This is a genomic window from Streptomyces sp. NPDC107546 (genome assembly GCF_055639175.1).
Map to the genome: position 1 here is coordinate 94,359 of NZ_JBVKBA010000001.1, position 23,937 is coordinate 118,295.

The window sequence follows — 23,937 nt, forward strand, 5'->3', positions numbered from 1 at the left end:
CCACCTTCACGGCACGGGTGATCGCATCGACGGGCGCGGAGGTGGCGGCGGCCATGGTCGGTGCCGTCGGCGCCCCGTCCGCCACGGCGATGCGCCGCGCCGCGCCCTGGACACCCTCATGGAGCTCTGCGGCCTCCCGCGCGCGAGGTTCACTCCGACCTTCGCGACGGCCGAGTGGTCGGCTGGAGCGCCGACGTGGTGGAACACGCGGAGGACCGGGAGATCATCCGACCGGCGGTCCGGTGCGTGGGCCCGGAACCGCCGGTGGCGGTGTCGGCGGCGGCATGGGGGCCGGAGAACCGTCGGGCCTCGACGCCGCTCGCGTCGAGGCCACGGGGGGGGGAGGGCGGATGAGTGCCCGTCACTCATGCATCGGGGATGTCCGCCTTCGCGTGGAGCAGTGTTTCGCGGCTGATGACGACGATCCGTTCGTAGTCTGCCCGTGAGGCGTCGGGCGGCAGCTCCGCGTCAAGAGCATCCGTGGCCTCTGTGCCGATGACGGCGAAGTTGCCGTCGCTCAGCTCGAAGATGTCGGGGCAGCTCTGCCCCGAGACGCTGCCGCGCTCCCGGGGCGAGGCGCCGACTCGACGCACGATCTTCAAGTCCGTTCCTAGCCTGGTCGAGGGACGGGCCGAGGGGTGCGTGGGACGCTGCACGGGCTGATGGCCTCCTTCGTCCGGATAGCTCATGAGGGGGCCCGGAAGAACTCATGAGTGGCCGCCGGCCCTCGTGGGAAAGGCAGCCCTGCACAGGGGATGCGAAGCTTGCGGGGTGTTTCACCGCATCAGACTCGGGGAAGAGTACAGCCCGCGCCAGCCACGCGTCTTCCCATCCATGCCGTGAGTTGACGCCGTCACTCCTCTGGCAGTTCTCCCACCACCCACCACTGTTCCCCGTCCTCCTGCTCCCGCACCAGGGCGTCCATGTCGCGGACCAGGTCGTCCATCAACGTGCCCAGCCTGGCTTCCTCGGACGAGCCGGGCAGGCTCTCGCGATGGCGGCGCGTGGCCGCCCAGTACTCGCGGAAGATGTCGTTGCGGCAGATCATCCGAAGGTGCCCGTACAGCTCGTTGAGGCTCAGCGCCCCGATTCGGTGGTAGTACAGAGCGTTGATGTAGAGGGCGTTGGCGAAGAGGTACTGGCGCTGCTTGTCCGGTGGGACGTCGGTGTCGTACGTGTGCAGGACGGCAGCCAGCGCGGGGTCGTCCATGGCCTTGCACAGCAACTCGAAGTGGAGCCGGTGTTGCTCCACGAGCGCTGCGCGTTTGCGCTGGCGCGAGCCCCAACCGGTGATGGCGCCGAAGGCGGCTGCCAACTTCGCCCTGGAGAGGGAGCCAAGCCCCCGTATGCCGGAGCTCTGTGTGACCATGTCAACCCCCGAATCAGGCGACCGTCCGCCGGTCGTCGGGTGCGGGTCGACTGGTGGGGACCGGCGAGCGATGGGCGGCGCGCTTGCCGTCTCCCAGGGTGCCGAGCGGCTCTGATCGGCCGGGAGGCGGAGAGGAGGCGCACGGAGGGAAGCGAGGGTCGCACGCTCCTGCGCCATGCCCAACGTCTGCCCCGCAAGCGGTGCTAACAATCGTTCACTTCGCGAGGTTTCCCCGCACTCGTATCCTGGGTCGGCATTCAATCCTCGTACGAGAGCCGACCCGTTGCGGTGTTGAGCCGGTCCGCGAGCCGTCCCCGTACGGCCGCCGGTCCGCACGCCGGCGGGCGCACGGGTGTGAAAAGGGGCGCACAGTGACCCAGTCGTCGAGTCCACAGCAGATACCGGTCGTCGTACTCGCCGGATTTCTGGGCTCCGGCAAGACCACCCTGCTCAACCACCTCCTCCACCACAGCGGGGGCAGCCGCATCGGGGCCGTCGTCAACGACTTCGGGGCCATCGAGATCGACGCGATGGCCGTCGCCGGAGCGCTCGGGGACTCCACCGTCTCCCTCGGCAACGGATGCCTGTGCTGCGCCGTCGACGCGAGCGAACTCGACGTCTACCTCGACCGTCTGGCCCAGCCCTCCGCCGGCATCGACGTCATCGTCATCGAGGCCAGCGGACTCGCCGAACCGCGGGAACTGGTCCGCATGGTGCTGGCCAGCGAGCAGCCGCGCGTCGTCTACGGCGGACTCGTCGAGGTCGTCGACGCCGTCGAGTTCGACGCCACCCGCGAGAGGCATCCCGAACTCGACCGCCATCTCGCCCTCGCCGACCTCGTCGTCGTCAACAAGACCGACCGGGCCGAGGACAGCGAGCGGGTCCTGCGGCTGGTGCGCTCGCTCGCCGACCGTGCCGCCGTCGTCCCGGCCGCCTACGGTCACATCGACCCGGAGTTCCTCTTCGACTGCCGGCCGGCCGAGGAACGCGTCGGGCAGTTGTCCTTCGACGACATCCCCCGACAGGACGAGCACGGGCACGACGATGCGCACCACGCCCATCTGCACACCGCGTACGACAGCCTGTCCTTCCGCTCCGACGTGCCCATGAACCCCCGCCGGCTGCTGGACTTCCTCGACAGCCGCCCCGAGGGCCTGTACCGGATCAAGGGGTACGTCGACTTCGGCCCGGCGGATGCGCACAACCGGTACGCCGTGCACGCCGTGGGACGGTTCCTGCGGTTCCACCCGGAGCCGTGGGGGACCGGCGACGAGCGGCTCACCCAGCTCGTCCTCATCGGGTCGGGCATCGACACCGCCGCCCTCGACAAGGAACTCCAGGCGTGCACGGACGACGCCCCGCACGCCGACGAACACAGCATGTGGGGCGTCCTCCGCTACGTCCAGGACAAGGAGGCCGAGGGCCCTCAGGACCCCGGCGACCTCGAGGGATGACCTACACCGGTCCCGCCACCGCCGCCACCGTCTTCGGCAGCGACACGCCCGAGCCGTCGCGCCGCGGGTCGATCTCGGGCAGCTCGGCCGGCGTGCCGTTCTTCTGCGCCGCCCGAGCCGGGGTAGCGCCCGCCCACGCGAACGACAGGCAGTCCTCGCCCTTCAGGAACCGCTGGCAGCGCACGCCACCCGTGGCGCGGCCCTTGCGCGGGTACTGGTCGAACGGCGTCATCTTGGCCGTGGTCTGCACCGAGTCGTCCAGCGTGCCGCGCGAGCCGGCGACCGTGAAGACCACCGCGTCGACCGCCGGGTCCACCGCCGTGAACGAGATCACCTTGGCGCCCTCGGTCAGCTTGATGCCCGCCATGCCGCCCGCCGGACGGCCCTGCGGGCGGACCTGGGAGGCGGGGTAGCGCAGCAGTTGGGCGTCGTCCGTGATGAAGACCAGGTCCTCCTCGCCCGTGCGCAGCTCGACCGCGCCGACGATCCGGTCGCCCTCCCTGAGCGTGATGACCTCCAACTCCTCCCTGTTCGCCGGGTAGTCGGGGACCACGCGCTTGACCACGCCCTGTTCCGTGCCGAGCGCGAGTCCCTGGGAGGACTCGTCCAGCGTCGTCAGGCACACCACCGTCTCGTTCTCCGTCAGGGAGACGAACTCCGAGACCGGCGCACCCCCGGACAGGCTCGCCCGCGTCGCCGTCTCCGGCAGCTGCGGAAGGTCGATCACGTTCACCCGCAGCAGCCGGCCGGCGGACGTCACCACGCCCACCTCACCGCGCGCCGTCGCCGGGACGACCGAGACGATCACATCGTGCTTGGCACGCCTGCCGTCGGCGTCCTCCGCGAACGGGTCGTTGTTGGCCGTACGCGCCAGCAGGCCCGTCGACGACAGCAGCACCCGGCACGGGGCGTCCTCGACCTGCAGCGGCACCGTCGGGGCGGGGGCACCGGAGGACTCCAGCAGTACCGTGCGCCGGTCGGTGCCGAACTTCTTGGCCACCGCGGCCAGTTCGTCGGAGACCAGCTTGCGCAGCTCCGCGTCCGACTCCAGGATCCGGGTCAGCTCCTCGATCTCGGTGTTGAGCCGGTCCTTCTCCGCCTCCAGTTCGATGCGGTCGTACTTCGTCAGACGGCGCAGCGGCGTGTCGAGGATGTACTGCGTCTGGATCTCGCTCAGCGAGAAGCGCTCCATCAGGCGCTCCTTGGCCTGCGCGGAGTTGTCGCTGGAGCGGATCAGACGGATGACCTCGTCGATGTCCACGAGCGCGGTCAGCAGGCCCTCGACCAGGTGCAGACGGTCACGCTTCTTGCCGCGGCGGAACTCCGAGCGGCGGCGGACCACGTCGAAGCGGTGGTCCAGGTAGACCTCGAGGAGCTCCTTGAGGCCCAGCGTCAGCGGCTGGCCGTCGACCAGGGCCACGTTGTTGATGCCGAAGGACTCCTCCATCGGCGTCAGCTTGTAGAGCTGCTCCAGGACCGCCTCCGGCACGAAGCCGTTCTTGATCTCGATGACCAGGCGCAGGCCGTGCGCCCGGTCGGTGAGGTCCTTGACGTCGGCGATGCCCTGGAGCTTCTTCGAACCCACCAGGTCCTTGATCTTGGCGATCACCTTCTCCGGGCCGATCGTGAAGGGCAGCTCGGTGACGACGAGGCCCTTGCGGCGCGCCGTCACGTTCTCCACGGAGACCGTGGCCCGGATCCTGAAGGTGCCGCGGCCCGTCTCGTACGCGTCGCGGATCCCGGGCAGCCCCACGATCCGGCCGCCGGTGGGCAGGTCCGGGCCCGGGACGTGCTTCATCAGCGCGTCCAGGTCCGCGTTCGGATACCTGATCAGATGGCGGGCGGCCGCGATCACCTCACGCAGGTTGTGCGGCGGCATGTTGGTCGCCATGCCGACCGCGATGCCCGACGAGCCGTTCACCAGCAGGTTCGGGAAGGCGGCGGGCAGGGCCACCGGCTCCTGCTCCTGGCCGTCGTAGTTGGGCGCGAAGTCGACCGTGTCCTCGTCGATCGACTCGGTCATCAGACTCGTGGCCTCGGCCATGCGGCACTCGGTGTACCGCATGGCGGCCGGCGGGTCGTCGTTGCCCAGCGAGCCGAAGTTGCCGTGGCCGTCGACCAGCGGCACGCGCATCGAGAACGGCTGGGCCATGCGCACCAGGGCGTCGTAGATCGACGCGTCGCCGTGCGGGTGCAACTTACCCATGACCTCGCCGACGACGCGGGCGCACTTCACATAGCCGCGGTCGGGGCGCAGGCCCATCTCGTTCATCTGGTAGACGATCCGCCGGTGCACCGGCTTGAGGCCGTCCCGGGCGTCCGGCAAGGCCCTTGAGTAGATGACCGAGTACGCGTACTCGAGGAAGGAGCCCTGCATCTCGTCCACGACGTCGATGTCGAGGATCCTCTCCTCGTACGAGTCGTCGGGTGGCGGGGTCTTCGTGCTGCGGCGGGCCATCGCTGCCGGCTCCTTCACCGTCTGTGCTGGGCATGGAAACGAATCTGACGCCGACCATTGTGGACCGCCGCACCGACAACGGGGACCGGGGCCCTTCCGCGGGGCCGGTGAACCGGCCCGACGGCGATCACGACCGTCCCGCCTCCGACGCGTCAACGGTGAGCGTCCCCCACCCCACGTAATCATGGTCTCGCTCTCGGCGTACGCCGCCCGGGAACTTCGCCACCGGTCGGCACGCTTGCATACAGTGACAGCACCGGCAGGAAACCGCGGGTTTTCCGCGACAGCTTCCGCGATCGAAGGGACGTACATGCCCATGGGTCACACGGCCACAGCCGAGGCAGGCTCCGGGGGCCTGACAGCGACCGAGCACCGCCTGGCCAACGGTCTGCGCGTGGTGCTCTCCGAGGACCACCTGACCCCGGTCGCGGCGGTGTGCCTCTGGTACGACGTCGGCTCCCGGCACGAGGTTCAGGGGCGCACGGGTCTCGCCCACCTCTTCGAGCATCTGATGTTCCAGGGCTCCGCCCAGGTCAAGGGCAACGGCCACTTCGAGCTGGTGCAGGGAGCGGGTGGCTCGCTCAACGGCACCACCAGCTTCGAGCGCACCAACTACTTCGAGACCATGCCCGCCCACCAGCTGGAGCTCGCCCTCTGGCTGGAGGCCGACCGCATGGGCTCCCTGCTCGCCGCGCTCGACGACGAGTCCATGGAGAACCAGCGGGACGTCGTGAAGAACGAGCGCCGCCAGCGTTACGACAACGTCCCCTACGGCACCGCCTTCGAGAGGCTGACCGCGCTCGCCTACCCGGAGGGCCACCCTTACCACCACACGCCGATCGGGTCGATGGCCGACCTGGACGCGGCGACCCTGGAGGACGCGCGCGCGTTCTTCCGCACCTACTACGCGCCGAACAACGCGGTGCTGTCCGTCGTCGGCGACATCGACCCCCAGCAGACCCTCGCCTGGGTCGAGAAGTACTTCGGGTCCATCCCGTCCCACGACGGCAAGCCCGAGCCGCGCGACGGCTCGCTGCCCGAGACCATCGGCGAGCAGCTGCGCGAGGTCGTCGAGGAGGAGGTTCCGGCGCGCGCCCTGATGGCCGCCTACCGGCTGCCGCACGACGGTACGCGCGCGTGCGACGCGGCCGACCTGGCGCTCACGATCCTCGGCGGCGGCGAGTCCTCCCGCCTGTACAACCGGCTCGTGCGTCGTGACCGCACCGCCGTCGCCGCCGGGTTCGGCCTGCTACGGCTCGCCGGTGCGCCTTCGCTCGGGTGGCTGGACGTGAAGACCTCCGGTGACGTCGAGGTGCCCGTCATCGAGGCCGCCATCGACGAGGAACTCGCCCGGTTCGCCGAGCGGGGCCCGACGGCCGAGGAAATGGAGCGCGCCCAGGCCCAGTTGGAGCGCGAGTGGCTGGACCGGCTCGGCACGGTCGCGGGCCGCGCCGACGAACTGTGCCGGTACGCCGTGCTGTTCGGCGACCCCCAGCTCGCCCTGACCGCCGTCAAGCGCGTGCTCGAGGTCACCGCCGAGGAGGTGCAGGAGATCGCCCAGGCCCGCCTGCGCCCCGACAACCGCGCGGTGCTCGTGTACGAACCGGTCGGGGCCGAGGCCGAGACCCCGGAAGCAGCCGAGACCACCGACGAGACCGAGGAGTCGGCGAAGTGAGCGAGCTCGCGACCATGGAGTTCCACCCGCAGCCCCAGCCCGGCGAGGCCCGGCCCTGGGCGTTCCCGGCGCCCGAGCGCGGCACGCTCGACAACGGCCTGACCGTGCTGCGCTGTCACCGTCCCGGCCAGCAGGTCGTCGCCGTCGAGGTGCTCCTCGGCGCCCCCCTGGACGCCGAGCCGGCCGGCCTCGACGGTGTCGCCACGATCATGGCGCGCGCCTTCTCCGAGGGCACCGACAAGCACTCCGCCGAGGAGTTCGCCGCCGAGCTGGAGCGCTGCGGCGCCACCCTCGACTCGCACGCCGACCACCCCGGCGTCCGCCTGTCCCTGGAGGTTCCGGTCTCCCGCCTCCCCAAGGCGCTCGGACTGCTCGCCGACGCACTGAGGTCGCCGGCATTCGCGGACAGTGAGGTGGAGCGCCTGGTCCGCAACCGCCTCGACGAGATCCCGCACGAGATGGCCAACCCGGCCCGCCGCGCCGCCAAGGAGCTCTCCAAGGAGCTGTTCCCGGCGTCCTCGCGCATGTCACGCCCGCGTCAGGGCACCGAGGAGACGGTCGCGACCATCGACGCCGCGGCCGTCCGTGCCTTCTACGAGCGGTATGTGCGCCCCGCGACGTCCACCGCGGTCGTGGTCGGCGACCTCACCGGGATCGATCTCGACGAGCTCCTCGGCGACACCCTCGGCGCCTGGGCGGGGGAGCCCGTCAAGCCGCGCCCGGTGCCCCCGGTGACCGCCGACGACACCGGCCGCGTGATCATCGTGGACCGTCCGGGCGCCGTCCAGACGCAGCTGCTCATCGGCCGTGTCGGGCCCGACCGTCACGACCGCGTGTGGCCCGCCCAGGTGCTCGGCACGTACTGCCTCGGCGGCACCCTCACCTCCCGCCTGGACCGCGTCCTGCGCGAGGAGAAGGGCTACACCTACGGGGTGCGGGCCTTCGGGCAGGTGCTGCGCTCCGCGCCCGACGGCACGGGCGCCGCGATGCTCGCCATCAGCGGCTCCGTCGACACGCCGAACACCGGCCCGGCGCTCGACGACCTGTGGAAGGTGCTGCGCACCCTCGCCGCCGAGGGCCTGACGGACGCCGAGCGCGACGTCGCCGTACAGAACCTGGTGGGGGTGGCACCGCTGAAGTTCGAGACGGCGGCGGCCGTCGCGAGCACGCTCGCCGACCAGGTCGAGCAGCACCTGCCGGACGACTACCAGTCGACGCTGTATCAGCAGCTGGCCGCCACGGGCACGGTGGAGGCCACCGCGGCGGTGGTGAACGCCTTCCCCGTGGACCGTCTGGTCACCGTGCTGGTGGGCGACGCCGCGCAGATCAAGGAGCCCGTCGAGGCGCTCGGCATCGGCGAAGTGAGCGTCGTCGCCGCCGAGTAGAGCGCACCGTACGCGCGCGTGCGCCGCGCCTCTCCCGGGGCCCTGGTGACTTTCCGTGTCACCAGGGCCCCACCCGTTGGCGAGTTTGTCCGTATTGCCACAGAGGTTGCCTCTCTGCCCTGTGGGATGCGCTACAAACCCCCTCCTGCGTTTGCTGATTGAAAGACGGTCCCCTTAGCGTCATTCGGGCTGTCCGTCAGGCAGTGCGCCGCACCCGCGGCACCGGACAGTCATCGCCGAGTCCCCGTACGGCGCGAGCCAGGGGAGCCGGGGACCCAAAACCACAGTCCCTGGGGTGAATCGGGCGCGAGCCCGTAGGAGACCTTCCTGCTCCGAACCCGTCAGCTAACCCGGTAGGCGAGAGGGAAGGAAAGGACCAGCCACTTCATGGCGTTCACCTGCGCCACCGGGAAGCACCGTCGCCCGAGCCGTGTGAAGCGTACGACTGCGAACGCCGTCGGCGTGGCAGCGCTCACCGCCACCGGTGTCATCGGCACCCTCGCCGCCCCGGCCCTCGCCGCCGGCGCCCCCGTCGAGCAGACCGGGCTGCTCCAGGCCGTCACCCTCGGTGACTCGGTCGCCGAGAAGATCGACGCACAGGCCGCCGCCCAGAAGCAGGCCGCCGAACAGAAGCAGGCCGAGGAGGCCGCGCGCAGGAAGGCCGCCGAGAAGGCCCGCCAGGAGCGCGAGGCCAAGGAGCGGGCCGCGCGCGAGGCCGAGCGCAGGCGTCTCAACATGTTCGTGCCGCCGATCTCCGACTCCTTCGTGTCCACCGGTTACAAGACCGGCGGCTCCCTGTGGTCCTCCGGCTCCCACACGGGCATCGACTTCCACGCCGCCACGGGCACGCCCGTGCACGCCGTCGGCGCCGGTACCGTCGTCCAGACAGGCTGGGGCGGCGCGTACGGCAACCAGATCGTCATCAGGATGAACGACGGTACCTACACCCAGTACGGCCACCTGTCGTCCATCGGCGTCTCCGTGGGGCAGCGGGTCACCCCCGGCCAGCAGATAGCCCTCTCCGGGTCCACCGGCAACACCACGGGGCCGCACCTGCACTTCGAGGCCCGTACCACTCCGGAGTACGGCTCGGACATCGACCCCGTCGCCTACCTGCGCTCGCACGGCGTGAACGTCTGACGGCCGGCGCCCGCGACCCGCGCGCCCGCACCCGACGGCCCCGGCTGATCAGCCGGGGCCGTCGTCGGCTTTCGAACGTTGCGTGTCCAAAAAATATCCCTGGATTCCGACCCGCCGTCGGAAATTCCGGCCCGCTGCAATAGAGTCGGTTGAACACACGTCAATCGCGTGCGTTTCACGGGGATTAAGGCGGAGGTCGGTCATGCGTATTCCGGCGCACTCGGTCTGCACGGCGATCCGTGATGACATCGTCGCGGGTGTCTACGAGCGCGGCAGCCGGCTCACCGAGGAAGTCCTCGCGCGCCGCTACGGCGTCTCCCGCGTCCCCGTGCGCGAGGCGTTGCGCACCCTGGAGGCCGAGGGCTTCGTCGTCACCCGCCGGCACGCGGGCGCGTGCGTGGCGGAACCCACCGAGCAGGAGGCCGCCGACCTGCTGGAGATGCGGATGCTGCTGGAGCCGCTCGGGGCCGCGCGGGCCGCGCAGCGGCGTACCGAGGCCCACCTCAAGGTGCTGCGCGGCCTGGTCCGACTGGGCCAGGAGCGGGCCAGGAGGGGCCAGAGCGAGGATCTGCGCTCCCTGGGCGGCTGGTTCCACGAGACGCTGGCGCAGGCCTGCGGGAGCCCCGCGCTTACCTCGACGCTGGCCCAGCTGCGGCACAAGATCACATGGATGTACGCGGTCGACGCGCCGGTCAGCCCCGTGGAGTCCTGGGCCGAGCACGGCGGCATCGTGGACGCCGTCGCGCGCGGGGACGGCGAGCGGGCGCGGGCGATCACCGCGCTGCACGCGGAACGCTCCACGGCCGCGCACCGGCTCCGCTTTCCCGGCGGGACGGACCACGCGGACCGTGTGAGGACTTCGCAACACCACGTAAACATGTCGGCGCTCCGGCATTAACACGAGCACCGTATACAAAGAGGAATATCCGGTTGAAGCCCTGTTTTCGGCTGTCTGTTTTTCGCGTGCGTCCATAAATTAGACGTGCGCCGTTTCGGTGTGCCCTGTGCGACTTTATTCGTGCCGAGGGGCAACACCGTGCGCCGATTTATTGCGTGCTCCGTTCCTCGCCGTTCCCTGCCCCGGGACCGCATTCCTCGCCGGCCTCGCCGTCTTTCGACGGGAGCTTGCCCGGCACGACAAAAGCCGCGCCGCCATGACGGCGGCGCGGCTGAAGCAGGGTGCTGCTGCCCGAAGGGTCAGACGGTCTCGGGGAGTTCCTCGAGGCCCTCGGCGACCAGCTTGGCCAGGCGGTCGAGCGCGGCGTCCGCGCCCTCCGCGTCGGAGGCCAGGACGATCTCCTCGCCGCCCTGGGCGCCGAGGCCCAGAACCGCCAGCATGGATGCGGCGTTGACGGGGTTGCCGCCCGCCTTGGCGATCGTCACCGGAATGCCGGAGGCCGTGGCTGCCCGGACGAAGATGGAGGCGGGGCGGGCGTGGAGACCCTCGGCCCAGCCGACGTTGACGCGGCGCTCAGCCATGTGTTGCTGCCCTTCAGGTGTATCAGGGTTGTCTAGACCAGTGTTCCATAGGTGAAGCGTGCCCGGAAGGGCACCGTCCGTCCTCGGCGGGCCGGGACCGATCCCCTCAGCCTGCCTCGCGCCGCCTGCGGACGCGAGCCTTACTCTGGGGCCCATGCAGACCACGTCGGACCGGCACGAGTACCCCGCCCACTGGGAGGCCGACGTGGTGCTGCGCGACGGCGGCACCGCGCGCATCAGGCCCATCACCGTCGATGACGCCGAGCGCCTCGTCAGCTTCTACGAGCAGGTCTCGGACGAGTCGAAGTACTACCGCTTCTTCGCGCCGTACCCGCGCCTGTCCGCCAAGGACGTCCACCGCTTCACGCACCACGACTTTGTGGACAGGGTGGGACTCGCGGCCACGGTCGGCGGCGAGTTCATCGCAACCGTACGCTATGACCGCATCGGTACCGACGGCCTGCCCGCCTCCGCGCCCGCCGACGAGGCCGAGGTCGCCTTCCTCGTGCAGGACGCGCACCAGGGGCGCGGCGTCGCCTCCGCCCTCCTCGAACACATCGCGGCGGTGGCCAGGGAGCGAGGCATCCGCCGGTTCGCCGCCGAGGTGCTGCCCGCCAACACCAGGATGATCAAGGTGTTCACGGACGCCGGGTACCAGCAGAAGCGCAGCTTCGAGGACGGTGTCGTACGCCTGGAGTTCGATCTGGAGCCCACCGACCGGTCGCTGGCCGTCCAGCGCGCCCGGGAACAGCGGGCCGAGGCGCGGTCCGTGCAGCGGCTGCTCGCACCCGGGGCGGTCGCCGTGATCGGCGCCGGCCGCACGCCCGGGGGAGTGGGCCGCAGCGTTCTCGACCACCTCAGGTACGGCGGGTACACCGGCCGCCTGTACGCGGTGAACCGGGCGTTCGCCGCGGACCGCAAGGAGCTCGAGGGCATCCCCGCCCACCGCTCGGTCCGCGACATCTCCGAGCCGGTCGACGTCGCCGTGGTGGCCGTGCCCGCCGAGCACGTCCCCGAGGTCGTCACCGAGTGCGGCGAGCACGGGGTGCAGGGGCTCGTGGTGGTCTCCGCCGGCTACGCCGAGAGTGGGCCCGAGGGGCGGGAGCGGCAGCGGGAGCTGGTGCGGCAGGCGCGGTCGTACGGCATGCGGATCATCGGGCCGAACGCCTTCGGGATCATCAACACCTCGCCGCAGGTCCGGCTCAACGCCTCCCTCGCCCCCCAGATGCCCCGCCCCGGGCGCATAGGACTGTTCGCCCAGTCTGGCGCCATCGGGATCGCCCTGCTGTCACGGCTGCACCGGCGCGGCGGAGGTGTGACCGGCGTCACGGGTGTCTCGACCTTCGTCTCCTCCGGGAACCGGGCGGACGTGTCCGGCAACGACGTCCTCCAGTACTGGTACGACGACCCTGACACCGACGTCGCCCTGATGTATCTGGAGACCATCGGCAACCCCCGCAAGTTCAACCGGCTCGCGCGGCGCACGGCGGCGTCCAAGCCACTCGTGGTGGTGCAGGGCGCGCGGCACGGGGGCGCGCCCCAGGGGCACGCGGTCCGGGCCACACGCCTGCCGCACGCCACGGTGTCCGCGCTGCTGCGGCAGGCCGGCGTGATCCGGGTGGACACGATCACGGAGCTGGTGGACGCGGGCCTGCTGCTGGCCCGCCAGCCGCTGCCCGCGGGGCCCAGGGTGGCGATCCTCGGGAACTCCGAGTCGCTGGGGCTGCTGACGTACGACGCGTGCCTCACGGAGGGCCTGCGGCCCTCGCCGCCGCTCGATCTCACGACGGAGGCGTCGGCCGAGGACTTTCACCGGGCGCTGGTCGGCGCGCTGGCCGACGACTCCTGTGATGCCGTTGTCGTGACGGCGATACCGGCGGTGGGGGAGACGTCGCCCAGGGACGCGGAGTTGGCCGAGGCGTTGAGGTCGGCCGCCGCGGCGGCTCCCGCGAAGCCCGTGCTGGTGGTGCACGTGGAGCTGGGCGGGCTGGCAGAGGCCCTGTCTGCCGCCGCGAGTACGGGTCCGAAGGCCGGCACCGCGGGACGACTGCACACCGAGGTCGCGGACGCGGTACCGCCGCCCGCGGCCGAGGCGCCACCAAACTCCCGCCTCATCCCCGCCTACCCCGCCGCCGAGCGCGCGGTCCGGGCCCTCGCCGAAGCCGTCAAGTACGCGCAGTGGCGGCGGGAGGCCGCCGAGCCCGGCAAGGTGCCCGAGTTCGACGACATCGACGAGAAGGGCGCCGCCCAGCTGATCGACGGCCTGCTCGCGCGCGGCCAGGGGCTCACACTCGGCACGGACGACACCTGTGACCTGCTGGCGCGCTACGGCATCCACGTCCGCCGGGCGCTGCCCGCTCCGACCCCGGAGGCCGCTCTCGAGGCCGCCCGCGCGATCGGCTACCCGGTGGCCCTCAAGGCCACCGCCCCGCACCTGCGCCACCGCGCCGACCTGGGCGGCGTACGCCTCGACCTGGCGGACGAGGAGCAACTGCGGCGGGCGTACGCCGAGTTGACGTCCCTGTTCGGCAAGCCGGAGGAACTGCGGCCGGTCGTGCAGGGCATGGCGCCACGTGGCGTCGACACCTTCGTACGGACCGTCATCGATCCCGCGGCCGGGGCCGTCCTGTCGTTCGGGCTCGCCGGGGCCGCCTCCCAGCTGCTCGACGACATGGCGCACCGACTGATTCCGGTCACCGACCGCGACGCCACCTCCCTGGTCCGGTCGATCCGGACGGCCCCGCTCCTGTTCGGCTGGCGCGGCTCCGATCCCGTGGACACGCCCGCCCTCGAAGAGCTGATGCTGCGCGTGTCACGGCTGGTCGACGACCATCCGGAGGTCGTCGCGGTCACCCTGGAGCCCGTCGTGGTCGCCCCGCGCGGCCTCAGCGTGCTCGGCGCCACCGTCCGGCTGGCGCCCCCACCCGCCCGGGACGACCTCGGCCCGCGCAGGCTCCCGGTGTACTGAGCGGCGGCGAGCGGTGCCTCGCAGTCAGTGCGCCCCCGTAGGATGGACGGCATGGCCAAGACCAGTACGACGACCCAGGGGCTGCGCACGGCGATCGAGCGCAGCGGCTACTACCCGGCGCTCGTGGCCGAGGCGGTGGAAGCCGCGGTGGGCGGCGAGCCCATCCGGTCGTACCTGGTCCACCAGGAGACCACCTTCGACGCCAACGAGGTGCGTCGGCACGTGACCGTGCTGGTCCTCACCGGCACCCGCTTCATCGTCAGTCACACCGACGAACAGGCCGCGGACGACACCTCCCCGACGCCGTACGCGACGACCTCCACGGAATCCGTGAAGCTCGGCCGGATCGCCTCGGTCGTTCTCAGCCGCGTCGTCGCCAACCCGGAGTCGTACACACCGGGCACGCTGCCCCGCGAGGTCGTCCTGACCATCGGCTGGGGCGCCGTCTCCCGTATCGACCTGGAGCCCGCCGCCTGCGGCGACCCCAACTGCGAGGCCGACCACGGCTACACGGGCAGCTCGACGGCGGACGACCTGAGCCTGCGCGTCAGCGAGGCCGGGGACGGCCCGGAGACGGTGCGCCAGGCGCTCGCCTTCGCGCAGGCCCTCTCCGAGGCGACCGCGGACGACTCCCGCTGATGGCACTCCCCGCCTGGGCCGACCACCCGGAGCCGCTGGCCCTCGGCTCCGCGCCCGTCCCCGAGTACGGCTCGGGCTCGCTCGCCGATCTCCTGCCCACCCTGGCGGCGGGCATGGGGGTGCCCGGCCGGAATGCCGCCATACCGGAGCTGGCCGCGGCCGACCGCAACTGCGTCTTCCTGATCGACGGGCTTGGCTGGGAGCAGCTGAAGGCGCACCCCGACGAGGCGCCCTTCATGACCTCGCTCCTGGCGTCCTCCCGCGGCGGTACCGGGCGGCCCATCACCGCCGGCTACCCGGCGACCACGGCGACCTCGCTGGCCTCCGTCGGCACCGGCCTGCCTCCGGGCGCGCACGGCCTGCCCGGCTACACGGTGCGCAACCCGGACACCGGTGAGCTGATGAACCAGCTGCGCTGGCAGCCGTGGACCGCGCCGCAGGTCTGGCAGCCGTACCCCACCGTCTTCCAGCTGGCCCACGACGCCGGTGTGCACACCGCGCAGGTGTCCTCCCCTGCGTTCGAGAAAACCCCGCTGACGAAGGTCGCGCTCAGTGGCGGAACGTTCCACGGGAAGCTGACCGGTGAGGACCGCATGGACCTGGCTGCCGAGCAACTGGCCGCCGGGGAGCGTTCCTTGGTGTACACGTACTACTCCGAGCTGGACGGCGCCGGCCATCGATTCGGCGTCGAATCCGACGCCTGGCGCGGCCAGCTCATGTACGTCGACCGGCTGGTCCAGCGCCTGGCCGAGCAGCTGCCGCCACGCACCGCCCTTTACGTGACCGCCGACCACGGCATGATCGACATCCCGTTCGACGAGCAGCACCGCATCGACTTCGACGAGGACTGGGAGCTGCGCGCCGGAGTCGCCCTGCTCGGCGGCGAGGGGCGCGCACGGCACGTCTACGCGCTGCCGGGCGCCGAGAACGACGTCCTGACCTGCTGGCGCGAGGTCCTCGGTGAGCAGTTCTGGGTGGCCTCGCGGGACGAGGCGATCGCGGCGGGCTGGTTCGGCCCGCACATCGACGACCGCGTGTACGCGCGCATCGGTGACGTGGTCGCGGCGGCCCGTGACGACGTGCTGATCATCGCCTCCGAGCGGGAGCCGAAGGAATCGGCCATGGTCGGCAACCACGGCTCGATGACGGCCGTGGAGCAGCTGGTGCCCCTGCTGGAGGTGCGCACCTGACCGCCACCCGGGGGTGGCGCGTGCCCGCGCCCCCCGTACGCTCCTGAAGATCCCCCCATGCCCTCCGACCCGCCCGAAAGGCCCCCATCACCCATGCCCGAGCTGGTGTTCTTCTCCGGAACCATGGACTGCGGGAAGTCGACACTGGCTCTCCAGATCGAACACAACCGCTCCGCGCGCGGCCTCGTGGGCATGATCTTCACCCGTGACGACCGGGCCGGCGAGGGCAAGCTCTCCTCCCGCCTCGGGCTGGTCACCGACGCGGTGGAGGTGGGCGACGGACAGGACCTGTACGCCCACGTCGTCGACCACCTCTCCCAGGGCGGGCGAGCGGACTACGTGATCGCGGACGAGGCGCAGTTCCTGGCGCCGGAGCAGATAGACCAGCTGGCCCGCGTGGTCGACGACCTCGGTGTCGACGTCTACGCCTTCGGCATCACGACCGATTTCCGCACCAAGCTCTTCCCCGGCTCGCAGCGCCTGGTGGAGCTGGCCGACCGGGTCGAGGTCCTCCAGGTGGAGGCGCTGTGCTGGTGCGGCGCCCGCGCGACGCACAACGCCCGCACGGTGGGCGGTGAGATGGTGGTCGAGGGCGCCCAGGTCGTCGTGGGCGACGTGACCCAGTCGGCGGACGAGATCGGTTACGAGGTGCTGTGCCGCCGCCACCACCGGCGCCGTATGACGGCGGCCGCCGCACGCGCGGCGGCCCTCTCCCCGGACGTCCTGCCGGTGCCGTCCATCTGACGCCCCGGCGATTCACCCTTCAGGGGCCGGCTCGGTCGAGCGGGCTCACCACCGAGAACGTCGCGCCCTCCGGGTCCGCGACCGTGACCATACGGCCCAGGGCGGTGCTGCGAGCCGGACTCACGACGTGTCCGCCCAGCTCGATGACCCGCTCGGCGGCCGCGTCGGCGTCCTCGACCTGGAAGTGCGTCATCCAGTGCGGGCCCCGGTCGCGGGGCAGGGCGTGTCCGACGCCGTGGATGCCGGCGACCGGACGGCCCTCCACGAGCAGGGTGCGGTAGTCGGAGCCGACGGCGGCCGCCGGCTGCTCCTCGTAGCCGAAGACCGTCCGGTAGAAAGGGGCGACGCTCGCCGTGTCGTAGGTGAGCATCTCGTTCCAGGCAGGAGTGCCGGGGACGCCCGTCAGGCCCGTGCCGAGGTGTTCGGCCGCCTGACAGATGCCGAACACCGCGCCCATCGGGTCGCAGGCGATCGCCAGGCGCCCCGCCTCGGCGGCGTCCAGCGGGCCGACCCCGACCGTGCCGCCGCAGCTGCGGACCGTCTCGGCGGTCGCGTCCACGTCGTCCGAGCCGAGGTACGGCGTCCAGGCGATCGGGAGATGGCGGTCCGGCGGCAGCTGGCCGATGCCCGCCACCTCGTAGCCGTGCAGCACGGCCCGCACATAGGGCCCGAGTTGTTGCGGTCCCGGGCGGAACTCCCAGCCGAACAGCGCCCGGTAGAACTCCTGCGTCGCGGCCATCCCGTGCACCATCAGACTCACCCAGCACGGTGCGCCGGGCGCCGGCCTCTCGTGCGCCGTGCCGGTCAGGCCCGCCGTCCCCGGTGCCTCGATCATCGTCACTCTCTCCTCGGCCCTTCGTGGTGGCCGTTCAGATTCCGCTCGCCTGCACCTGTGCCGGGTGGGCGCAGGTGCACGGTCCGTGCCGATGGTCGCACCACCGGTCGCACCACGGGCTCCGGCCGCGCCGTGCGCTGCAGCGCCTTCCGGCCCCAGGAGGCTCGATGGGACGGTGTCGTGCCTCGCGGTTCGATCGCCGTGTGCGGTCATCGGCTTTACGGCATGTGTCCGATCCCGTACAGCGGGTGATCGGACCTGTCCGGCGGACCAGAGTAGTCGGACCTGGGCGAGAAGGCCACCCCGTGCGCGAGGATGGTGGCCATGAAGGCCATCATCTCCGCATCCGAACTCGCGAGCGAACTGGCGGGAGCGCGGCCGCCGACGCTCCTGGACATCCGTTGGCAGCTGAGCACCGCGACGGCGGCCGGCGCCGCTCCCTTCGACGGCCGTGCCGAGTACGCGGCCGGGCACATTCCGGGGGCCGTCTTCGTCGACCTGGACACCGATCTCGCGGATCCGCCGGGGCCGGCCGGTCGGCATCCGCTGCCCGACATCGAGCGTTTCGGTGCGGCGACGCGGGCCGCCGGCGTCTTTTCGGACCGGCCGGTGGTGGTGTACGACGGCGGGCAGGGCTGGGCCGCCGCACGCGCGTGGTGGCTGCTGCGCTTCATGGGTCACCCGGACGTGCGGGTGCTCGACGGCGGTCTGCCCGCCTGGGAGGGGCCCCTTGCCTCCGGGAGCGAAACGGCGCCCGAGCCGGGCGACTTCCGGCCCGCGCCGGGCGCGCTGCCGCTGCTCGACGCGGACGGCGCGGCGGCGCTCGCCCGGACGGGGCTGCTCCTGGACGCGCGGGCCGGTGAGCGCTACCGGGGCGAGGTCGAGCCGATCGACCCGGTGGGCGGGCACATTCCGGGCGCGGTGTCGGCGCCGACGGTGCAGAACCTGACCGAAACCGGCCACTTCCTGCCTCAGGAGGAACTCGCCGAGCGGTTCAAGGCGCTCGGGGTCACCGAGGGCGCCGAGGTCGGCGTGTACTGCGGTTCGGGCGTGTCCGCGGCCCAGCAGGTGCTGGCGCTGACGCTCGCGGGCATCCCGGCCGCGCTGTACGTGGGGTCGTGGTCGGAGTGGTCGTCGGACGGCAACCGCCCCGTGGCGGTGGGCCCCGACCCGCAGTGAGCGCGACGGTGGGGTGTACGCCACCTCGACGTACACCCCACCCGTCAGAGCCTGTGTTCCGGTCCGGCTACTCCTGCTTCTTGCGGCGCGTACCGAACACGATTTCGTCCCAGCTCGGAACCGCCGCTCTGCGGCCCGGGCGGACACCGTCCGCCTCGGCCTGGCGGTCCGTCGCGCCGATCAGCCGGTCGCGGTGGCTGCCGACCGTGCGCGGCATGAGAACGTCCGCGTACGCGGATCCGGCCGAGGCCGAGGCCGCGGGAGGCTCCTCCGCCTCGGGTTCCTGGACGGGCTCCTCCGGCTCCTCGGCGGGGCGCTCGGGCACCACCAGGTCGCCGCGGAAGCTCGGCACCGCCTCCAGGAGGCTGGTGAGCGAGTCCCGCTCGCCGGTGCTCTCTTCCGGCGGCTCGGTCGCCTGCGAAGGCAGTGCGGGACGGTCCGTCTGCCGGTCCGGGGCGCGGTCGAGCCGGCCCTCGCGGGGCAGACGTGCGATCCGCGGCACGAAGGGGTAGCTCGGCTCGGGCGCCGCGAGGTCGTCGGACTCGCCGATCAGCGCGCGCGCCTCGTCGTCGACGGCCTGGACGAGCCGGCGGGGTGGGTCGTAGGTCCAGGTCGCCGAGTGCGGTTCGCCCGCCACTCGGTAGACCAGGATCACCTCCCAGGTGCCGTCGTCACGGCGCCAGGAGTCCCACTGGACGGTGTCCTTCTCGGCGCCGCGCAGCAGCAGCCGCTCCTGGACGGCCTCGCCGAGTTGGGGGCCGGTGTTCTCGCCCGGCCGGCGCACGGGTGTCTTGCGGGCCCGCTCGGCCATGAAGGCACGCTCGGCCAGCACGGGACCCTCGAAGCGGCGCACGCGGTCGACGGGGATACCGGCGAGCTGGGCGACCTCCTCCGCGGAGGCACCGGCACGTATCCGGGCCTGGATGTCGCGGGGGCGGAGATGGCTCTCCACCTCGATCTCGATCTGGCCGAGGCGGGGACGATCGCCACGCACGGCCGCGCGGAGCCGTTCGTCGATCGGAAGCGTGTACTCCGTGCTGTCCGCAGCCTTCAGCACCAGCCGTGTGCCGTCATTGGAGACGGCCACGACACGCAGTTCGGGCATGGGGACCTCCCGGGTGGTGCCTGCCGACGTCACGTGCGTCGCTGCTTCCGCTAGTCGAGTGTGGCCTGCCCGGGTGCAGCCTGCCACAACCTTGCCGAGTTGCCCGGCGTGTCGGGCGCGGGCCCTGGATCGCCGTTATGGCACGGTTACCTATTCGCAACGCAAAGTGACCAACTCTGTCACCCTGTGCAACTAGCCCCCTCCCGGCGGTCCAGTAAGGCCCCGGACACCCTGGCGGGAGACCGGACCCAGGGCTCGCAACAGTACTCCATTCGGGCCACGCGCGTGGATCGGCACGCCGCCCAAGTTCTGGCAAGGGGTACGAGTTGGCCGTCCGGTGCGCCGTTTTCGTGGCCCGCAAACGTGGCGTACTTCATCCGACCGGCAGAAACGGAACGATTCGCTTCGGGCGTCGTCGCCTCTCCGAGCGTCCCTCAACTCGCGTGCTTCGGCCGGGCGAAGCCTCTAGTGCTGTGGCCGGAAAGGTTCACCGGCTCGCGACGCCCGGCACGGCACCTCGCCGCGTTGTCGCATCGCCCGAGTACATCCGGTACGCGGGCGACGCTCCGCCGTGCGACGCACCGCACCGGACGCTGCGAGCTTTCCGGCAAACCTTTCCGGCCACAGCACTAGTCCCCCAGCACCCGGCGCAGATGGTCGTTGCCGAAGCGCCGGTCCGGGTCGAGGCGGTCCCTCAGTGCGGTGAACTCGCCGAAGCGCGGGTAGGCCTTGGCCAGGTACTCCGCGTCGCGTGTGTGCACCTTGCCCCAGTGCGGGCGCCCCTCGTGAGCCGTGAAGATGCGCTCGGCGGCGGTGAAGTACGCCTGATAGGGCGTCCCGCGGAACATGTGTACGGCGACGTAGGCGCTGTCCCGGCCGGACGCCGTGGACAGGGCGATGTCGTCGGCGGGGGCGGTACGCACCTCGACGGGGAAGCTGATGCGCAGGTCCGACCGGTCGACCATGGCCTTCAGTTCGCGCAGCGTCTCCACCAGGGCCTCGCGCGGGACGGCGTACTCCATCTCCACGAACCGCACCCGGCGCGGGGAGGTGAAAACCTTGTAGGGGATGTCGGTGTACGTACGGGCCGACAGGGCGCGGCTCGATATCCGGGCGATCGCCGGGATCGTGGCGGGCACCGCTTGGCCGACCCAGTTGGCCACCTGGAAGACGCCGTTGGAGAGGAACTCGTCCTCGAACCAGCCGCTCACCTGCCCGATCGGCCGACGGGGGCCGAGGCTGCGGTTGTTGCGCTTGGTGTTCGTGTTCCCGGTGTGGGGGAACCAGTAGAACTCGAAGTGCTCGTTCTCGGCCCACAGTTCGTCGAACTCGGCGGTTACCTTCTCGAACGGCATCGGCTCTTCGCGCGCGGTGAGCAGGAAGAGGGGCTCCACCGCGAAGGTGATCGCGGTGATGATCCCGAGTGCGCCCAGGCCGATGCGGGCGGCGGCGAAGACGTCCGGGGTCTCCCGCTCCGAACAGGTGAGCACCGAGCCGTCCGCCGTCACCAGTTCGAGCCCCTTGATCTGCGCGGCGATCGAGCCGGAGTCCCGGCCGGTGCCGTGCGTGCCGGTGCTGATGGCGCCCGAGACGGTCTGCTCCATGATGTCGCCCATGTTCGTGAGGGACAGTCCCTCACGCGCGAGCGCCGTGTTGAGTCTCTTGAGGGGAGTGCCCGCCTCGACGGTGACCGTGCCGGCCGCACGGTCGATGCCACGGATCCCGGTCAGCAGGTGCGGGCGGATCAACACGCCGTCGGTGGCGGCGGTGGCCGTGAAGGAGTGTCCGGTGCCGACGGCCTTCACTCTGAGCCCGTCCTCGGCCGCCTTCCGCACGGCGGCGGAGAGCTCCTCGACCGAGGCGGGGGTGACCGCCCGTACCGGCCGGGCGGTGACGTTCCCCGCCCAGTTACGCCACGTGCCGTTCTTCCCGCTCACTGTGGTGCTCATGGGACCCTCCCCGCCGCGGATCCGGCCTGCCCGGCCGGTGACGCCCGTACGGCCGTTCGGCGAGGGCCGTTGTGATCACCGGGGGTGCGACGGACAGGCCCGCAACGAACAGCGCCATGGTCGGAGACAGTAAGTTTCCGACCAGTAGGAAGGGGATCATACTCACGGCCTCGGCACATGCGCCCAGCAATCGTCGGCGGCGGGTGGCCGGTCCTCGTGTCGGTGGTGGGTGGCAGGATCGGAGACATGCCCGACGCACTCGACGCCAGCCCGTACGACGCCCTGCTGCTCCTCTCGTTCGGAGGCCCGGAGGGCCCGGACGACGTGGTCCCGTTCCTGGAGAACGTGACCCGGGGACGGGGCATCCCCAAGGAGCGCCTGAAGGAGGTGGGGCAGCACTACTTCCTCTTCGGCGGGGTCAGCCCCATCAACAGCCAGAACCGCGCCCTGCTCGACACCCTCCGCAAGGACTTCGCCGACCACGGCCTGGACCTGCCCGTCTACTGGGGCAACCGCAACTGGGCCCCCTATGCGACCGACACCCTGCGCGAGATGGTCGCCGACGGGCACCGTCGCATCCTGGTCCTCGCCACCAGCGCGTACGCCTCGTACTCCGGCTGCCGTCAGTACCGCGAGGACCTCGCGGACGCCCTGGCCACCCTGGAGGCCGAGGGTCTGGAGCTGCCGCGGGTGGACAAGCTGCGGCACTACTTCAACCATCCGGGCTTCGTGGAGCCGATGATCGAGGGCGTCCTGAAGTCGCTGGCCGACCTCCCCGAGGACGTCCGGGCCGAGGCGCACATCGCCTTCACCACGCACTCCATCCCGACCTCCGCGGCGGACACCTCCGGTCCCGCCGAGGAGCACGGGGACGGCGGGGCGTACGTGCGGCAGCACCTCGACATCGCACGGCTGATCGCCGACGCGGTGCGCGAGCGGACCGGCGTCGACCACCCGTGGCGACTCGTCTACCAGTCACGCTCGGGTGCCCCGCACATCCCGTGGCTGGAGCCGGACATCTGCGACCACCTGGAGCAGCTGCACGGTGCCGGGGTCCCGGCGGTCGTGATGGCACCCATCGGGTTCGTCTCGGACCACATGGAGGTGCTGTACGACCTCGACACGGAGGCCACGGCGAAGGCCGGGGAGCTGGGACTGCCGGTGCGCCGCTCGGCCACCGTGGGCGCCGACCCGCGGTTCGCCGCCGCGATCCGTGACCTGATCGTCGAGCGCGCCGCGACCGAGCGAGGGCAGCAGGTGACCCCCTGCGCCCTCGGCGCCCTGGGCCCGAGCCACAACGTCTGTCCGGTCGGGTGCTGCCCGGCCCGCGCCCCCAAGCCCGCCGCGGCGGGCGCCGACAGCCCGTACGCATGAGGAGCACCGTGACCGAGCAGTCCGAACCGAAACCGATCGAGCGGCTGAAGGCCGAACTCCTCGAGATCGCGCTGGAGGCCGCCACGCGCGCGGGCGCCTTCCTGCGCGACGGGCGCCCCGACGACCTCGGGGTGGCCGCCACCAAGTCCAGCGCCATCGACGTGGTCACCGAGATGGACATCGCCGCCGAGAAGCTGATCACCGGGCTGCTCGCCGACCGCCGACCCGACGACGGCCTGCTCGGCGAGGAGGGGGCGAGCGTCGAGGGCAGCAGCGGTGTCGAGTGGGTGATCGACCCGATCGACGGCACCGTCAACTACCTGTACGGACTGCCCAGTTGGGCGATCTCCATCGCGGCCCGCAAGGACGGGGAGACGCTCGTCGGGGTGGTCCACGCGCCCATGCGCCAGGAGACCTTCCGAGCCGTTCTGGGCGGGGGCGCGTTCCTGAACGACCACCCCGCGCGCGTGCGTCCCGCGCCCGAGCTGGGCCTCGCCCTGGTGGGCACCGGCTTCGGCTACCTCGCCGAGCGCAAGGCCCGGCAGGCCGAGGTGGTCCGGCGGATGATCCCCGAGGTGCGGGACATCCGCCGGGGCGGCTCCGCCGCGATCGATCTGTGCGACGTGGCGGCGGGGCGCCTGGACGCGTACTACGAGCGCGGCCTGAACCCCTGGGACTACGCGGCGGGCGAGCTGATCGCCCGCGAGGCGGGCGCCCGAACCGGCGGCCGCCCCGGGCAGCCGGTCTCCCCGGAACTGACGATAGCGGCCCCACCACCCCTCTTCGAACACCTCCAGACGCGGCTGGAGGAACTGGGGGCGTGGCACGACTGAGGACCCGACGACCCGCCCCGCGCGTGCGCCTCAGGGCGGCGACGGTGGGCGCAAGGGTGCCCGACGCCGGCCGGACCCGGCCCTGGAGGCCCGGACCGCCTTGCGCGCCCCCGTGGGGCCGCCGGGCCCTCGCGTCGCAGCAGGCTCCGGTACACACGAAG

Annotated in this window: 19 protein-coding genes, 2 pseudogenes and 1 riboswitch; of the genes and pseudogenes, 13 read left to right on the forward strand and 8 right to left on the reverse strand. The window is 71.5% G+C overall.

Annotation, left to right across the window (positions count from 1 at the left end):
• Positions 1-2: 2 nt before the first annotated feature.
• A pseudogene (locus ACZ7L1_RS00390) lies at positions 3-285 on the forward strand (citrate/2-methylcitrate synthase); the annotation flags it as partial.
• An 80-nt stretch (positions 286-365) separates the two neighbouring features.
• Here the strand turns inward: ACZ7L1_RS00390 and ACZ7L1_RS00395 are convergent.
• Positions 366-602 carry a hypothetical protein gene (locus ACZ7L1_RS00395; protein ID WP_200418499.1) on the reverse strand — a complete coding sequence of 79 codons (237 nt, stop codon included), beginning with the start codon at positions 600-602 and terminating at the stop codon, positions 366-368.
• A 251-nt stretch (positions 603-853) separates the two neighbouring features.
• On the reverse strand, positions 854-1,369 hold the full coding sequence (locus tag ACZ7L1_RS00400) for a DUF6082 family protein (RefSeq protein WP_471432966.1): 516 nt from the start codon (positions 1,367-1,369) through the stop codon (positions 854-856).
• Between the two features lie 371 nt (positions 1,370-1,740).
• Here ACZ7L1_RS00400 and ACZ7L1_RS00405 point away from each other — a divergent pair, with 371 nt between their 5' ends.
• The gene (locus ACZ7L1_RS00405) at positions 1,741-2,823 is read left to right on the forward strand and encodes a CobW family GTP-binding protein (protein ID WP_471432967.1); all 1,083 of its coding nucleotides are present in this window, start codon (positions 1,741-1,743) and stop codon (positions 2,821-2,823) included.
• A 1-nt stretch (position 2,824) separates the two neighbouring features.
• On the opposite strand, the gene ACZ7L1_RS00410 is transcribed toward ACZ7L1_RS00405, so the two are convergent.
• On the reverse strand, positions 2,825-5,281 hold the full coding sequence (locus ACZ7L1_RS00410) for a DNA gyrase/topoisomerase IV subunit A (protein WP_471432968.1): 2,457 nt from the start codon (positions 5,279-5,281) through the stop codon (positions 2,825-2,827).
• Between the two features lie 310 nt (positions 5,282-5,591).
• Between ACZ7L1_RS00410 and ACZ7L1_RS00415 the strand changes: the two genes are divergently transcribed.
• The 4 genes from ACZ7L1_RS00415 (at position 5,592) to ACZ7L1_RS00430 (ending at position 10,379) form a co-directional block, all read left to right on the forward strand.
• Positions 5,592-6,956 (forward strand): M16 family metallopeptidase, encoded by a 1,365-nt coding sequence (locus tag ACZ7L1_RS00415; RefSeq protein WP_471432969.1) that lies wholly within the window; start codon positions 5,592-5,594, stop codon positions 6,954-6,956.
• Positions 6,953-8,341, forward strand: a complete 1,389-nt coding sequence (locus ACZ7L1_RS00420; protein ID WP_471432970.1) for a M16 family metallopeptidase — start codon at positions 6,953-6,955, stop codon at positions 8,339-8,341. Before ACZ7L1_RS00415 ends, ACZ7L1_RS00420 begins: the two co-directional genes overlap by 4 nt.
• A 224-nt stretch (positions 8,342-8,565) precedes the next feature.
• A riboswitch (cyclic di-AMP (ydaO/yuaA leader) is annotated at positions 8,566-8,716 on the forward strand.
• Positions 8,717-8,728: 12 nt separating this feature from the next.
• Positions 8,729-9,481 carry a M23 family metallopeptidase gene (locus tag ACZ7L1_RS00425; RefSeq protein WP_471432971.1) on the forward strand — a complete coding sequence of 251 codons (753 nt, stop codon included), beginning with the start codon at positions 8,729-8,731 and terminating at the stop codon, positions 9,479-9,481.
• Positions 9,482-9,683: 202 nt separating this feature from the next.
• The gene (locus tag ACZ7L1_RS00430; RefSeq protein ID WP_471432972.1) at positions 9,684-10,379 is read left to right on the forward strand and encodes a GntR family transcriptional regulator; all 696 of its coding nucleotides are present in this window, start codon (positions 9,684-9,686) and stop codon (positions 10,377-10,379) included.
• A gap of 299 nt (positions 10,380-10,678) precedes the next feature.
• On the opposite strand, the gene ACZ7L1_RS00435 is transcribed toward ACZ7L1_RS00430, so the two are convergent.
• Positions 10,679-10,960, reverse strand: a complete 282-nt coding sequence (locus tag ACZ7L1_RS00435) for an HPr family phosphocarrier protein (RefSeq protein WP_234513693.1) — start codon at positions 10,958-10,960, stop codon at positions 10,679-10,681.
• 154 nt (positions 10,961-11,114) lie between these two features.
• Here ACZ7L1_RS00435 and ACZ7L1_RS00440 point away from each other — a divergent pair, with 154 nt between their 5' ends.
• From ACZ7L1_RS00440 to ACZ7L1_RS00455, 4 genes are all read left to right on the forward strand, one after another.
• Positions 11,115-13,928 carry a bifunctional acetate--CoA ligase family protein/GNAT family N-acetyltransferase gene (locus ACZ7L1_RS00440; protein WP_471432973.1) on the forward strand — a complete coding sequence of 938 codons (2,814 nt, stop codon included), beginning with the start codon at positions 11,115-11,117 and terminating at the stop codon, positions 13,926-13,928.
• A 51-nt stretch (positions 13,929-13,979) separates the two neighbouring features.
• Positions 13,980-14,567: a DUF5998 family protein gene (locus ACZ7L1_RS00445; RefSeq protein WP_471432974.1), complete on the forward strand. Its 588-nt coding sequence runs from the start codon at positions 13,980-13,982 to the stop codon at positions 14,565-14,567.
• Entirely contained in the window at positions 14,567-15,757 is a 1,191-nt protein-coding gene (locus ACZ7L1_RS00450; protein ID WP_471432975.1) for an alkaline phosphatase family protein, read from the forward strand. Before ACZ7L1_RS00445 ends, ACZ7L1_RS00450 begins: the two co-directional genes overlap by 1 nt.
• 93 nt (positions 15,758-15,850) lie before the next feature.
• Complete coding sequence (locus ACZ7L1_RS00455; RefSeq protein WP_471432976.1) at positions 15,851-16,501, forward strand: thymidine kinase; 651 nt, start codon at positions 15,851-15,853, stop codon at positions 16,499-16,501.
• A 19-nt stretch (positions 16,502-16,520) separates the two neighbouring features.
• Here ACZ7L1_RS00455 and ACZ7L1_RS00460 read toward each other — a convergent pair whose 3' ends face one another.
• On the reverse strand, positions 16,521-17,336 hold the full coding sequence (locus tag ACZ7L1_RS00460) for a VOC family protein (RefSeq protein WP_471432977.1): 816 nt from the start codon (positions 17,334-17,336) through the stop codon (positions 16,521-16,523).
• A gap of 324 nt (positions 17,337-17,660) precedes the next feature.
• Between ACZ7L1_RS00460 and ACZ7L1_RS00465 the strand changes: the two genes are divergently transcribed.
• Complete coding sequence (locus ACZ7L1_RS00465; RefSeq protein ID WP_471432978.1) at positions 17,661-18,515, forward strand: sulfurtransferase; 855 nt, start codon at positions 17,661-17,663, stop codon at positions 18,513-18,515.
• Between the two features lie 67 nt (positions 18,516-18,582).
• Here ACZ7L1_RS00465 and sepH read toward each other — a convergent pair whose 3' ends face one another.
• The 3 genes and pseudogenes from sepH to ACZ7L1_RS00480 all read right to left on the reverse strand — a co-directional run.
• Complete coding sequence (gene sepH / locus ACZ7L1_RS00470) at positions 18,583-19,620, reverse strand: septation protein SepH (protein ID WP_471432979.1); 1,038 nt, start codon at positions 19,618-19,620, stop codon at positions 18,583-18,585.
• Between the two features lie 629 nt (positions 19,621-20,249).
• A complete protein-coding gene (locus ACZ7L1_RS00475) occupies positions 20,250-21,569 on the reverse strand; it encodes a D-arabinono-1,4-lactone oxidase (protein WP_471432980.1) in 1,320 nt (439 codons plus the stop codon).
• Positions 21,529-21,777, reverse strand: a pseudogene (locus tag ACZ7L1_RS00480) (hypothetical protein); the annotation flags it as partial. The gene ACZ7L1_RS00475 and the pseudogene ACZ7L1_RS00480, both read right to left, overlap by 41 nt.
• Before the next feature lie 38 nt (positions 21,778-21,815).
• Between ACZ7L1_RS00480 and ACZ7L1_RS00485 the strand changes: the two are divergent.
• Positions 21,816-22,943: a ferrochelatase gene (locus tag ACZ7L1_RS00485; protein WP_471432981.1), complete on the forward strand. Its 1,128-nt coding sequence runs from the start codon at positions 21,816-21,818 to the stop codon at positions 22,941-22,943.
• The gene (locus ACZ7L1_RS00490) at positions 22,940-23,776 is read left to right on the forward strand and encodes an inositol monophosphatase family protein (RefSeq protein WP_471432982.1); all 837 of its coding nucleotides are present in this window, start codon (positions 22,940-22,942) and stop codon (positions 23,774-23,776) included. Before ACZ7L1_RS00485 ends, ACZ7L1_RS00490 begins: the two co-directional genes overlap by 4 nt.
• Positions 23,777-23,937: the final 161 nt, after the last annotated feature.

Excerpts from the sequence above, each read along its gene's own strand:
- ACZ7L1_RS00445 (WP_471432974.1), top strand. The coding sequence starts at position 13,980 with ATGGCCAAGACCAGTACGACGACCCAGGGGCTGCGCACGGCGATCGAG.
- ACZ7L1_RS00450 (WP_471432975.1), top strand. The coding sequence starts at position 14,567 with ATGGCACTCCCCGCCTGGGCCGACCACCCGGAGCCGCTGGCCCTCGGC.
- ACZ7L1_RS00430 (WP_471432972.1), top strand. The coding sequence starts at position 9,684 with ATGCGTATTCCGGCGCACTCGGTCTGCACGGCGATCCGTGATGACATC.
- ACZ7L1_RS00415 (WP_471432969.1), top strand. The coding sequence starts at position 5,592 with ATGCCCATGGGTCACACGGCCACAGCCGAGGCAGGCTCCGGGGGCCTG.
- ACZ7L1_RS00425 (WP_471432971.1), top strand. The coding sequence starts at position 8,729 with ATGGCGTTCACCTGCGCCACCGGGAAGCACCGTCGCCCGAGCCGTGTG.
- ACZ7L1_RS00400 (WP_471432966.1), bottom strand. The coding sequence starts at position 1,369 with ATGGTCACACAGAGCTCCGGCATACGGGGGCTTGGCTCCCTCTCCAGG.
- ACZ7L1_RS00435 (WP_234513693.1), bottom strand. The coding sequence starts at position 10,960 with ATGGCTGAGCGCCGCGTCAACGTCGGCTGGGCCGAGGGTCTCCACGCC.
- ACZ7L1_RS00485 (WP_471432981.1), top strand. The coding sequence starts at position 21,816 with ATGCCCGACGCACTCGACGCCAGCCCGTACGACGCCCTGCTGCTCCTC.
- ACZ7L1_RS00490 (WP_471432982.1), top strand. The coding sequence starts at position 22,940 with ATGAGGAGCACCGTGACCGAGCAGTCCGAACCGAAACCGATCGAGCGG.
- sepH (WP_471432979.1), bottom strand. The coding sequence starts at position 19,620 with ATGCCCGAACTGCGTGTCGTGGCCGTCTCCAATGACGGCACACGGCTG.
- ACZ7L1_RS00465 (WP_471432978.1), top strand. The coding sequence starts at position 17,661 with ATGAAGGCCATCATCTCCGCATCCGAACTCGCGAGCGAACTGGCGGGA.
- ACZ7L1_RS00475 (WP_471432980.1), bottom strand. The coding sequence starts at position 21,569 with ATGAGCACCACAGTGAGCGGGAAGAACGGCACGTGGCGTAACTGGGCG.
- ACZ7L1_RS00410 (WP_471432968.1), bottom strand. The coding sequence starts at position 5,281 with ATGGCCCGCCGCAGCACGAAGACCCCGCCACCCGACGACTCGTACGAG.
- ACZ7L1_RS00440 (WP_471432973.1), top strand. The coding sequence starts at position 11,115 with ATGCAGACCACGTCGGACCGGCACGAGTACCCCGCCCACTGGGAGGCC.
- ACZ7L1_RS00455 (WP_471432976.1), top strand. The coding sequence starts at position 15,851 with ATGCCCGAGCTGGTGTTCTTCTCCGGAACCATGGACTGCGGGAAGTCG.
- ACZ7L1_RS00460 (WP_471432977.1), bottom strand. The coding sequence starts at position 17,336 with ATGATCGAGGCACCGGGGACGGCGGGCCTGACCGGCACGGCGCACGAG.